The following is a 12,943-nucleotide window of genomic DNA, read 5'->3' as shown; positions in this document are numbered from 1 at the left end:
TTAAAATATATTAAACCGTATTCCGTTTAACTAGAGATACATCCACCAATTTGACTGAATCAGTATGCACCTTGTCCCCTTGGATAGCTGAAATCAAATACGTACTAGCATCTTGCGCAATTGTATCGGTATCTTGATGAATTGTTGTAAGTTCTGGATAACAATACCGAGCTATCGGTGAATCATCAAATCCAATTACTTTTAAGTCATTAGGAATACTAACATACAGACTATGTGCCGCAAATAAAATATCTGCGGCTAGAGTATCACTTACGGCAAAAATTCCAAGTGGGGAGATACCGCTCATCATCTTATTTCGCAATAATTGTCTAATTGCGGTACGCCTTCCATCAATAGTTTCATCTTGTTGGTTGGTCAATTGAAAAATTGAGCCACTATCAAAGTTTAGTCCATTTTCAATTAGCGTATCTTTAAATCCCTTTAAACGATCCCTCGATGATGTTGATTCTCTCGAACCCATTAGGATTACAGGATTAGTACCTGATTTTATTAATTCCTCAGTAGCAAGCTTTGCACCCTTATAATGATTAGATCCTATAAAGAAAATATCCTTTGCATTGGGCTTTCTATCAATACAAACTATCGGTATCCTTCTTGACAATTGTTTAGAATCAAATTCACTCAAACCAGAAATAACAACAATTCCATCAACTAACTTTGATTCAAGCATTTTTAAATATATAGATTCCTTATGTGCATCACGAGCTGTATCACAAATAATTGTTGAGTAACCAGCTGTAAAAAATTGACTCTCAATTTTCTCTACCAAATCAGAAAAAAAGCTATTATTTAAATCAGGTACGACTATTCCAATTGTATTTGTTTTCTGCATACGGAGACCTTTTGCAATAGCATTAGTTTCATAGCCTTGCTCATGGATGACATTCAATACCCGTTGACGTGTCTCCTCTGAGAAGCGACCATTATTATTAATAACCCGAGATACGGTCGCCACAGAAACCCCACTCAACTTGGCAATCTCACGAATTGAGATTTTCTTCTGTCCCATAATTAATCCTCCGTTCTATACCATTATTACCATTATAAATTTAATAGCTTAAAAAGTCTTAAATGAATAAGTTTAAATCATGGAATTAAAAAAAATCATAGAATATCAGATTATAACCCAATAGATTCTATGATCATTTAATACCTTACTTAAATTAATTATGCTTTAATAACAACTTTACCCATCATATGGCCAGCTTCAACCAACTCGGTAGCTGCCTTGATATTCTCTAAGTCAAAACCGTTGAAAACCTTTGTAACAGTGGATTTAATCATTCCACTATCCAAACCATCAGCAAGTTTTTCCAAATAAGCACCCTGATCTGACATGGAGTCCAACTTGAACTTAGCCTTAGTGAACATCCATTCCCAAGCAAAGTTAACTGACTTCGACTTCAAATCACCAATTTGTGATTCACGTAGATTGGTAATTGTTGCAAAAGTTCCAAATGGCTTGATAAGCTCAACAATTTCATTCCAATGTGGGTCATTATCACTTAGTCCAACAATGTAATCGACATTTTCAATGCCCAAGTCATGAACTTGTTTGATTAGATTCTGATGATGATTGACTACCAAGTCTGCTCCAAGGTTTTTGACCCACTGTACTTTCTCTGGTGTGGAAGCTGTAGCAATCACTCTTAGACCGGCTAAATGGGCCAATTGAGTAGCAATTGAACCGACACCTCCAGCACCGTTGATAATCAAAATTGTTTTATCACGGTTATCGGCAACTGGATTGATATTTAGTTTTTCAAAGAGTAGCTCACTGGCTGTCAAAGTCACTAAGGGCATTGCAACACTCTTTTCAACTGAAGTTTCCTTAGGTGCATGAGCAACGATACGCTCATCAATAATTTCGTACTCTTGGTTTGAACCATCCCTCGTATAATCACCGGCAAAGAATACTTTATCGCCTACTTTGAAATTCGTAACTTCTGCACCAACGGCATCAACGATCCCATAACCGTCATAGCCTAAAATCTTCGGATTGTCCAATTCACCAACGATATTCTTTCTGGTGGCAATATCAACTGGATTAACTGATACGGCCTTAATTTTTACCAATAAATCACGTCCAGTAGGAGTTTCCTTAGTTTTATCAAATTCAACAAAACTATTTATCTTGTTATCAGTTACACCAAATGCTCTCATTTATCTGACCTTCTTTTCACGTTACTTCAATTCTACAATAAAAGCTGATTTGATAAAATTTTTATCCACTTTAATTCTTGCCGTAAATTAGATTTAGTAATAATTCAACAAATACCATTGGTATTGATTGAGTATCGACAACTGACTTGCTTGAAAATGTTCGTTCCGGCAAAACAATCGTATGGGGAAAATCAGCTGCCAACTCTGCCTTAGGATTCATCGTGATCAAAAAGGAATTTTTAGGCATGCTAGTTGCAAGATCCGCTAAATAATTCTTAAAGTTGCCTTTCTTACCGTCAATTGAAAATAATACTACTGTCGAATCGTCATTGACCGGCCTAGTAATGTGTTCAGAAATCATATAATCATTGGCAAACATTGAAGCTTTTCCCAAGTCATTTAATCCCAAATATAGCTCTCTAGCTGGCAAAGATGAATAAAAGATTCCCAAAATATAATTCAAATTATCATTTGTTAGCGCATCAATTAACTTATTCATATTTTTTGAATCAATATCTCTCATTTGGTTGATACTCTTCATATATCCATCAATCAAATTATCAATTAGACTGTTGGGTTTAATTTCTTTCTTTTCTTCATGAATAAAGTTCATCATTTCAAAGCGAAAATCCTTATAGCCATTAAATCCCAATGTTTGACAAAACCTCAGCACTGCTGACGTAGAGGTTCCAGCTTCAGTAGCCAATTTAGTAATTGTGATCACTTCCACCCGTTCAGGTGTCTTAACTATGTAGTCTGCCACTTTTAATTCTGATTTGGAAAAATCAGCATAGTGGTTTTTAATACTTTCTACTATATTCATCGGTATACTCCAATATTTGCTTTTGATTTCAGAATATGCGTATTTGACAAAATTGTCAAATGATTATGACAATTTGTTGACAGTGCTTTCATCCGGTGCTATTATTTGCTTATGATAAATTTGTCAAACAAATATGACAATATTTTCAATAATTAAAAGAGGTGCCAACATGGATTACAAAAAATTGGCTGCTGATATTGTAAAAAATGTCGGTGGTGTCGATAACATCAAAGTCGTAAATCACTGTATGACACGTTTAAGATTCAGTTTGGTTGATGTTTCTAAAGCTAATAAAGAAGCTTTGGAAGATCTCGATGGAGTCTTGGGTGTCGTTTATGCAGGCGAACAATATATGGTGGTTTTAGGTCAAAATCTTATCCCTACATATGAAGCCGTGGTTAAAGACTTCAATGTCTCTGCTGGTAAAAATATCGATGAAAATCTTGATAATTTAGACCAGAAAAAAGAACCATTAACTTGGAAAAACGTTGGGACAAAAGTAATCGGCTTTATCTCTGCTTCTGTTACGCCATTACTTCCCGGACTAATTGCCGGTGGTATGTTAAAGGTTGCTTTATTATTAGTTGTCTCATTCATAGATCCTCATTATGCTACTGCAACCTCATACCTATTATTATCTGCCATCGCCGATGCACCATTCTACTTCATGCCAATAATTGTGGCCTATGGTGCTGCAACAAAACTTGGTGGAACGCCAGTCTATGCGATGGTTGCTACTGCCGCACTTCTACACGGAAATTACACAACTCTGGTAACAGCTGCCAAAACAGCCACTCTTTTTGGATTACCAGTTAAGATGCTCAATTATGGAACCACACTATTACCAGCCTTATTAATTGCTATCGTTGCTTATTATGCTGAAAAATTTTTCAATAAGATTGTTCCAGGTATCTTCCGTTCGGTATTCGTCGGTATGAGTACAATTTTTGTTGCCGGATCATTAGGATTCATCGTATTAGGACCTTTAGGTAATATCTTAGGTCAAGGTATTGCTGATGTATTCATGTTCCTCAATAGTACCGTTGGACCACTAGCTGTCGGTTTACTAGCAGCCGTGCTTCCATGGATGGTTATGGCAGGTATGCATACCGCTTTGACACCTTTCATGCCCCAACTATTATCAAATCCCGGATATGATGCCATTTTACGTCCAGCCTTTTTGATTCATAATATGGCTGAAGGTGGCGCAAACCTCGGTGTTGCTGCTAGAACTAAAAATAAAGAATTTAGAAGTGAATGTCTTTCTCTAGCAATTGGTTGTATCGTTGCCGGTGTTACTGAACCTGCTATTTACGGTGTTAACTTGAAGTATCGCCGACCAATGTATGGTGTTATGGCCGGTGGTTTCGTTGGTGGATTTCTGGCAAGTTTGTTGGGTGCTAAAGCTTACGTTATGGGTTATTCCAATATTTTAGCCTTACCGATCTTCCAAAAAACTGCTATGGCCATGGTTATTGCAATTATTGCTGCAATCGCTACTTCTGCAATTGTTACTTTCATTCTCGGAATTGATGAGAAACAAGCTCCCAAAGTTACTGAACCAGTTCAAGAAACACACGCTGATGATGAAATTGTTTCTGTCAGTGATGGTGAGTTAGTAAATCTTGAGGATGTTAATGATGATGTATTTTCACAAAAAATGATGGGTGACGGTATTGCAATCAAACTTGAAAATGATTTCGTCTGTGCCCCAGCAAACGGTACACTTGAAACAGTTTTTCCAACTGGTCATGCTTTTGGAATTTTAACAAATGAAGGCGTTGAAATATTAATCCACATTGGACTCGATACTGTACAACTAAAAGGTGAAGGTTTTGATGTACTTGTTAAACAAGGTGAAAAGGTTCGTGCTGGACAACCAATAGTCCGTGTTGATCGTGATGCCATCACTAAAAAGGGTTACGATTTAACAACTATGTTGATCATCACAAATACTAATGACAAGACGATCCATTTCAATTCAAGTGGTACTGTCAAAATTGGAACAAAATTAAATTAAATTTTTAGAGGAGTAAATCATGACTAAAAAATTACCAGAAGGATTTCTATGGGGCGGCGCTACCGCTGATTTTCAATATGAAGGTGGCTTCAACGAAGGAGGACGTGGGATTCTGTCGCACGATTATGAAACTGATGGTTCTCAAGACAATCCACGTCACCACACATTAAAAACTGCTGATGGTTCAATCATCAATCCTAAGAGTTCATTTATCCTAGCAGATGACGTTCCCGAAGATGCCAAACCAGTCTTTTTAGACGATCAATACTACCCTAGTCACAATGCTGTTGATTTTTATCACCATTACAAAGAAGATATCAAATTAATGGCAGGTATGGGCTTCAATGTCTTCCGTTTTTCAGTTTGCTGGAGTCGAATTTTTCCAAACGGTGAAGAAGAACAACCTAATGCTGAAGGTTTAAAGTTTTACGATGATGTTATCAATGAAATGGCTAAATACAATATGGAACCCCTCATCACCATTTGCCACGACGAGATGCCCATGGATTTAGCTCTCAAGTACAATGGCTGGACTTCCCGTAAAGTCATTGAGGCTTATGTTAAATACGCCCAGACCCTCTTTGAACACTTTGGAGACCGTTGTCGTTACTGGCTAACATTCAATGAAATCAATGCCGTTCGTGGATTCGGTCCAACTGGAGTTAGAAAAGCTACCGGACAAGATCGTTATCAGGCTGCTCACAATATGTTTGTTGCTTCGGCTAAAGCAGTCCAATTAGGCCACAAATTAGTTCCTGGCAGCCAATTTGGGACAATGTACGCTATGAGTGAAGTTTACCCTGCTACATGTAAACCAGAAGACATGTTCCATCACCTTCAAGAACACCGTGAAAACTGGTATTTTATCGACATCATGGGCCGCGGCTACTATCCTAGTTATTCCAGAGAACTCTGGGACCGTCACGACGTCAAAGATATCAAAATGGATCCTGACGATAAAGAAACTTTAATGAAAGGTCAACTAGATTTTATTGCATTTAGCTATTATCGTTCGAACACTACTAAAGCCGGCGATAACTGGTTCAATGTTGGTGGCAATAAAAATCCTTATCTAAAAGAAACTCCATGGGGTTGGCCTGTTGATCCATTAGGATTGCGTTATTGCATGAATGAGATTTACGACCGGATTCAAAAACCACTATTCATCGTTGAAAATGGTATGGGCGCAGTCGATAAAGCTGATAAGAATGATTATGTCGAAGATGATTATCGAATCGACTACTTACAAGATCACCTTTCAGCAATGGCCGACGCAATTAATATCGATAAAATTCCCTGTTTAGGTTATACAATGTGGGCTCCAATCGATCTAGTTTCCCTATCAACTGGTGAAATGAAAAAACGTTATGGATTCGTTTATGTCGATATGGATGATAAAGGTAACGGCTCATTGAAACGCACTCCTAAGAAATCATACAATTGGATGAAACATATTATCGAGACCAATGGTGCAGCATTAAATAACTAAAGGTTGAAAGTTTAGGTAAATATGTCGTTTCCAGAGTTGAGAGTATTTTTTTAATGACAGGAGCAATAAAACGAAGACTTTTAACTATTTAAATAAATTAACTTTAGGTCTGTAACAACAACAGTTATATTAATTTTTCACCTTTCAATCTTTAATTAAAGAATTAAAGAACTAACTAAAAAAAATTTTTACCATTAGGTGCCTTTGGAATAATTTATTTGTTACTTAATAAGGGAGTAATAATTGCTGATATTGCTGTTATTAGTATTCTAGGTGCATGGGTCGGTATTTTTTAAGCAACTTTCTTCAAAAATGAAATTGTCTATAATGACCACATGATATCTAAGGTGATTCTTTTAACGTAATGACTAATTTAAATTATTAATCAATAAAATGCCTCTCACTTGATGTGTGGGAGGCATTTTTTAGTTGGTGGACAAAATATATGTTATTAAAATTGATTACTTTTAAGTGGATAGTGGATTAATCGAACAGAAGAATCCCCTAGTTTAGTCGATATAGAAGGCTCATTTTTTAAAGCGGTATTGTTAATCAAGATTTAAAAATACAAGACCAATGCCTATCGCCTTCTCTATTTGTGACATTCCGAAGTATTCCTTTGACATCTTCATAGAAATTTGAACCATTGCTGATTGAAATTTCGTAATACCAACTACTTGGCGGTCGCTTGCAGGCCATGAATAAAGACATTCAGTCCATAGTCGAAGGCCTCATCTGGGTTGGCTAAGTCAATTGGTGAGGTAAATTGTGCAGCAAACTCGGAAGGCATCTGTCGCTCAGTGTCCCGTGCAAAGTACTGTTCGTCAGCTACATAAGACAGAACAAAATTATTACCCATGTTTCCCGCGACTGTCAAATGCTGCTTGTCCACCCCTAGGTCCTGCATCAATTTCATGCCCAGCATAATTAATTTCGTCCTGTTAGGTGTAAAGGGATAGGTACTTTCAAAAATCTTAGGTGAGTCATTAACCCGTTTCAATTCTTCTCGCAAAATGTGAGCCAATTGGTAAAAATCACAGTCTTTGACCTTAACCAAGCGCTGACAGATACGGCCAGAAATTAGTTCAGCAATACCTTCCATCAATGCATTTCTATTTTTAAAATGGAAATAAAGTGATGCAGCCTTTACATCCAGTGCCTTTGCCAATGATCGCATGGAAAGAGCCTCTAAGCCATTTTCATTCAATAGCGTAATTGCAGCTAATTGAATTGTCTGTTGATCCAGTTTCACGTCATCATCTCCACTCTAACATTGTTAGGTTATGTCATCAGTATACCACGCTTTTTTTGGTTAAAGGGCTTGACAGTCAACCTAACGGTGTTAGAATGTATTTGTTAATCTAACATCGTTAGGTTGACCTATTAATTTTAAATTGGAGGAATTAAACATGGTTGTAATTATTACGGTTTCTATTGTTATGGTAGGTATTTTCTTAACAGCGGTAACGTTAAAGGGCATGGATGCCACTTTCAAACAAGCTCGTCATGATCGGAAATAAATTTTTTGCGATTAATCTAACATTGTTAGGTTAACTTATTAATTTTAAATTGGAGGAATTAAACATGGTTGTAATTATTACAGTTTCTATTGTTATGGTAGGTATTTTCTTAACAGCAGTAACGTTAAAAGGCATGGATGCCACTTTCAAACAAGTTCGTCATGATCGGAAATAAATTTTTTTGCGATTAATCTAACATCGTTAGGTCAATCTGCTTCTGGAGGCATTTAATGAATGTTTTAGAGATTAACAATATTCATAAATCGTATCACTTAGCGGACGGTACTGTTTTACCCGTACTTAACGGAATCAATGCAACATTTGTACCTGGCGAGTTCGTATCCATTGTCGGTGAGTCTGGCGGCGGTAAGTCAACACTGATGAACATCATTGCTGGTTTGGATAGCGATTATTTGGGTGATGTCAGCGTTAACGGACATTCACTCAAACAGATGAACGAACGCGACCTCGATCAGTATCGCCGCGAAAATATCGGTTTTATTTTCCAATCTTTCAATCTAATTAGTCACCTGACTATTCTAGAAAATGTTTTGATTGGTCTGGAAATGACCACTCTCACTCACTCTGATCAGGTCGAAAAAGCACAGCATTTACTGGCCGAAGTTGGTTTGGACAAGCGCGAAAACGTTTATCCAAATCAACTTTCTGGCGGTCAAAAACAACGGGTGGCGATTGCCCGAGCCTTGGCGACCGACCCACAGATTATTATCGCGGATGAGCCAACAGGTGCTTTGGACGAGCAGAACACCCAGGAAATCTTAAAATTACTGGATACGATTGCTACTAAAGGTAAACTGGTGATAGCCGTCACTCACTCACAGGCCGTTGCTGATTATGGAACTCGGATTGTTCATTTGGACCACGGCATTCTTGACCGGGATGAAATACTGAGGAAACCATACAGCGTGGTGACTCAGAGTTCCACGTTAAAGGGCCGGCACTTTCGTTTTCGTACAATCATCCAAATGGCGTTGAAGCATATGCAACGAAACTTTGGCACCAATTTATTAATTACGTTGGGAGGCGCGGTTGGTATCTTCAGCGTTGTGCTCATGTTGGCACTCGGCCGAGGTATCGGAGGATACATTGGTCATGAAATCAGCGGAAACCTGAATCCGACGACCAGCGAGGTGACGCATAAAGCCAAAGATGGAAATGACGCGGCAGTTCAAATGACTCCCAAAGATGTTTATAAACTGAAAGGCCTCCCTCACGTCACTAAAGTCGAGAAGGGTTTCTTCATGCCTAGCGTCCAGGTTCAGTACCACGGCCGCAACGTATCGACCTCATACTCCCAGACTTTTAATCGAACATTCTTGCGCAAGAACCTCATCAAGGGGCAGAATCCGACGCGTACCAACACGATTGTGCTCAGTCGTGACATTGCTAAGAAATATAACAAGCATCACTACCAAGCACTACTTGGTAAAAAAGTGACTGTCTACGTCAACGCGACTGACATGCACCAACGGCCTGTCCTATTAAAGAAAAAGGTCAATGTGGTCGGCTTCACAAAGTCTAGTAATACAGCTGTACTTAGCTGGCAAACAGTGGCCAAAATGGCTAAGGACCAGAACGTGGAGCTCAAACCGACGTTTCTTGCCGTTACCGTCAACCAACTCAAAGATGTCAAATCATTTGAAGCTCAAGCAAAGAAGCTTAATTATAAGTTGACCGGAGTAGGTTCGTACATTAACACAATCAACCAGTATGTCACCTTAGCTTCCTACGTGCTCGCGGGGATTGCCGCGATATCACTGATTGTTTCAGCTATTATGATTATCGTTGTGCTCTACATTAGTGTTGGCACGCGAACCAAAGAAATTGGAATTCTACGGGCGTTAGGTGTCCGCAAATCAGATATCCGAACACTATTCGTCTCCGAAGCCATGATCTTAGGCATTCTGTATAGTGCTTTCGGACTCGTTTTAGCTGAACTATCGGGACTCGCAATCAATATCGTCGCCAAAAACTTCGTTCACTACAGCATCATCCAAGTCGTCCCCGGCTATATGATCTTTGCCATTTTAACTGGGGTAATCATTAGTCTGGTAGCCTCTTGGGCGCCAGCACGTAAAGCTGCTAAGCTGGATCCGATTGAAGCATTGTCGTACGAATAACATCAGTGCATTAGGCTGTGACGAAGGTAATTTAATTTGGAAATCTTTTTTAGTTAGTTTATGTTTTAGTTCAAACTAAAGGTTGAAAGTTGAATAACATACAATGACCCCGGCATGCCGGGGTTTTATTGTATAAAAATAGACATGAGCTTACTCATATCCTTATAATTAAGTCGCCAAAACCAATATATAAAGGAGTATTCATGTCCATGACTATTTTACAACATTCAAACACTTCAGTTCACCATTCGTTTCATAAATTTTCTAAATTGGTACACTTATCTGATATTTTGCGTTCCGCAAATATCAGTAAGACAAAAGGTGTTAGGGTAACTGTCTTATTAGAGTGACTTATAACGGCTGTTTTTAAATGTTATTCCATTTTTCAGAGCCGATAAAAGTAAATTATTTACAACAAAGACTGTTAGAAATTGTTTAAATAATTCCGCACTCTAACCGTAGGTTGGAGTGACGGAAATACTTTTTTGCCAATTAACTTTGCATTAATGTCATCGTCAAAAAAGAAGAATCAGTTAGGTGTTTTTAAATGCTTTGATAAACGTTCCTTGGCATATAAAAATCGTGATCAAGCACAACGTAAGATGAATGAAGTAGCTCTTGAACTAATAGATTTTGCTGTAAAAAGCGGCATAAAAGCTAAGTATGTTCTTTTTGATAGCTGGTATAGCTTCACCTCGTATGTTCTTGGAATTACTCCAACACGGCCTTTTTGCAGTGGGAATGCTCAAAAAAACTAAAAAAGTATGATGGATTGTATGGCCCTTGGCTTTCGTTGCATTTGCTTACGATGTTCTCGCCCCAAACCAGCGAGAATATATCGATGATCGAACGATAGGCGATATAATTTATGATTATAGACGAAGTTTACCTGATATTGCATTCGTTGATGCACTAAATTGGTTGATAAAGTCGATAATGGTCTAGTTGGTACTTTTGAAATGGATTCCTCAGTGTTGAATCAAATTTTTGACAAATTTATAAAAGGATTACCTAGTGGCCCTATCAGGCTAATAGATAATCCTTCACATTGAAAAAAAACTGTTTTTTTCCACCACACCTCAAGTGTCTTAAGAGGTGTGATCTATTTTCGTGCTTTCAACCTTTAGTTCAAATAAAACATTTCACTTTAGCCGATGATTTCGACAGTAGCACTAGTAATTCCATAAGAAGGAATCATGCTATTTGGCATTGCCATATCGATTTGATATGGATTGTCATAGGCGAATGTTCCGGTATCGTTAACAGTTCGATAATAGACATCCCCTTGAGCTGTAGTAATCTTCAAACGTGACCAACGTGGAATCACACTCAAATTTGTAGCAACTCCTGAATAACCCATATCTGACCCTAGAACTGCTGGATCATAAAAACTAATTTTAAATGTACCAACATTTCTACCTGTTGATTGCATTTCTACTGGTGGCTCTGCGGCCGCTTGTGTGATTGCTTGTTGTGATTCTTCGATTTGTTCTGGTTGTGAAGTTTGGAATGGTGCATGGTCAACAGTTTGGTCATCATTGGACTCAGTTGTAACGTCTCCCATATTTGGATCCTTTTCACTATTTTGAATACCAGGCATGAATTCCTTATTGTCTGATAATGATACCTTTTTATTTAGTGTATTAGCATCATCATTAACAGCTTGTTTTGTTTCCAAGTTAGTTAATGTTTTTTGAAAATCTGTTGTATTACTTACCTCGTTTGTCGATGAATCCGCAGCATAGGCAACTGAATATCCCATTCCCCCTGTGATGATCAAACTGATAATAAGTAGTGCATCTAATTTAATTTGCTTTAGCAACTAATCTCTCCCCGGTTGTATGTTTACCAAAAGCAACTATACAAGATAAATATAACAAACAGATTACAGGAACAATAAGAAAATTCATTCGAGCCGAGTTTTTGTAATAGCTTTGTAATAAGTATCAAAAAAATCTAAATATATTATCAATAATTAATCAAAAGAAGATATTTTAACATATTGTGATACTTCTATCAATATTTTTGTAACCGATTTCGTTAAAATAAGAAAATATTTGTTTGCGAGAACAAATATTTGTTGAATAATTTTTTTTGTGATAATTTAGAAATATCGAAAGTAATGGAGGTATTTTAAATGTCAAAGAAAATTGCTGTAATCGTAGGTAGTTTACGTGAAGGCTCATTCTCAAAACAGATTGCTAAAAACATGATGAAATTGTTCCCTAGTGACTACGAACCAGAATTCGTGGAATTTGGTAATTTGCCACTTTATAACGAGGATATTGATACACCTGAAAATGTCCCTACAGAATACACAGAATTCAGAAACAAGATCAAGGACGCTGCTGGTGTGCTATTTGTAACTCCTGAATATAACCGTTCAATCCCTGGTGGTTTGAAGAACGCTATTGATGTTGGTTCACGTCCCTATGGTGCAAATGCTTGGGAAAAGAAACCTGCCGCAGTAGTCAGCGTTTCACCTGGTGCTATCAGTGGATTTGGTGCTAATCATGCCCTACGTCAATCATTAGTATTCTTAGATATGCCTACATTGCAACAACCAGAAGCATATATTGGAAATGTTACAAAGATTCTTGATGACAATGGCAATGTTTCTGAAGGAACAGTTGGCTTCCTACAAAGTATTGTTGACGCTTATGTTGAGCTGTTGAATAGATATTAAAACAAGAGTTTATTGAAGTATGCCGTTTCCAGATCTGAGCGTATTCATTATGCTGCGCGGAACGGCCTGAGCCAAAATGC

The 12,943-nt window shown here is 37.7% G+C and carries 9 protein-coding genes and 1 pseudogene; 5 read left to right on the top strand and 5 right to left on the bottom strand.

Annotated elements, in window-relative coordinates:
* Positions 1-10: 10 nt before the first annotated feature.
* The 3 genes from FFM71_RS02940 to FFM71_RS02930 all read right to left on the bottom strand — a co-directional run bounded on the left by FFM71_RS02940 (position 11) and on the right by FFM71_RS02930 (position 3,007).
* Positions 11-1,030, bottom strand: coding sequence for a LacI family DNA-binding transcriptional regulator (locus FFM71_RS02940; RefSeq protein ID WP_137610699.1), 1,020 nt, complete (start codon positions 1,028-1,030; stop codon positions 11-13).
* A gap of 158 nt (positions 1,031-1,188) precedes the next feature.
* On the bottom strand, positions 1,189-2,184 hold the full coding sequence (locus tag FFM71_RS02935) for a zinc-binding alcohol dehydrogenase family protein (protein ID WP_137610698.1): 996 nt from the start codon (positions 2,182-2,184) through the stop codon (positions 1,189-1,191).
* Positions 2,185-2,254: 70 nt separating this feature from the next.
* On the bottom strand, positions 2,255-3,007 hold the full coding sequence (locus tag FFM71_RS02930; protein WP_137610697.1) for a MurR/RpiR family transcriptional regulator: 753 nt from the start codon (positions 3,005-3,007) through the stop codon (positions 2,255-2,257).
* Between the two features lie 169 nt (positions 3,008-3,176).
* On the opposite strand from FFM71_RS02930, the gene FFM71_RS02925 reads away from it, so the two are divergent.
* The gene (locus FFM71_RS02925; protein WP_137610696.1) at positions 3,177-5,027 is read left to right on the top strand and encodes a glucose PTS transporter subunit IIA; all 1,851 of its coding nucleotides are present in this window, start codon (positions 3,177-3,179) and stop codon (positions 5,025-5,027) included.
* A gap of 19 nt (positions 5,028-5,046) precedes the next feature.
* Positions 5,047-6,516, top strand: a complete 1,470-nt coding sequence (locus FFM71_RS02920; protein WP_137610695.1) for a glycoside hydrolase family 1 protein — start codon at positions 5,047-5,049, stop codon at positions 6,514-6,516.
* Positions 6,517-7,189: 673 nt separating this feature from the next.
* On the opposite strand, the gene FFM71_RS02915 is transcribed toward FFM71_RS02920, so the two are convergent.
* Complete coding sequence (locus tag FFM71_RS02915; RefSeq protein ID WP_137610694.1) at positions 7,190-7,768, bottom strand: TetR family transcriptional regulator; 579 nt, start codon at positions 7,766-7,768, stop codon at positions 7,190-7,192.
* Positions 7,769-8,266: 498 nt separating this feature from the next.
* Here FFM71_RS02915 and FFM71_RS02910 point away from each other — a divergent pair, with 498 nt between their 5' ends.
* Positions 8,267-10,177 (top strand): ABC transporter ATP-binding protein/permease, encoded by a 1,911-nt coding sequence (locus tag FFM71_RS02910; RefSeq protein WP_137610693.1) that lies wholly within the window; start codon positions 8,267-8,269, stop codon positions 10,175-10,177.
* Positions 10,178-10,620: 443 nt separating this feature from the next.
* Positions 10,621-10,942: pseudogene (locus tag FFM71_RS13885) on the top strand (transposase); the annotation flags it as partial.
* A gap of 382 nt (positions 10,943-11,324) precedes the next feature.
* Here the strand turns inward: FFM71_RS13885 and FFM71_RS13520 are convergent.
* On the bottom strand, positions 11,325-11,999 hold the full coding sequence (locus FFM71_RS13520; RefSeq protein WP_179951373.1) for an RlpA-like double-psi beta-barrel domain-containing protein: 675 nt from the start codon (positions 11,997-11,999) through the stop codon (positions 11,325-11,327).
* Between the two features lie 315 nt (positions 12,000-12,314).
* Here FFM71_RS13520 and FFM71_RS02895 point away from each other — a divergent pair, with 315 nt between their 5' ends.
* Positions 12,315-12,863 carry an NADPH-dependent FMN reductase gene (locus FFM71_RS02895; protein WP_137610692.1) on the top strand — a complete coding sequence of 183 codons (549 nt, stop codon included), beginning with the start codon at positions 12,315-12,317 and terminating at the stop codon, positions 12,861-12,863.
* Positions 12,864-12,943 lie beyond the last annotated feature (80 nt).

Origin of the sequence: Companilactobacillus huachuanensis, from assembly GCF_005404815.1 — a bacterium.
In the GTDB taxonomy this organism is placed as follows: Bacteria; Bacillota; Bacilli; order Lactobacillales; family Lactobacillaceae; genus Companilactobacillus; species Companilactobacillus huachuanensis.
This window is presented reverse-complemented; position numbering and strand designations above follow the sequence as displayed.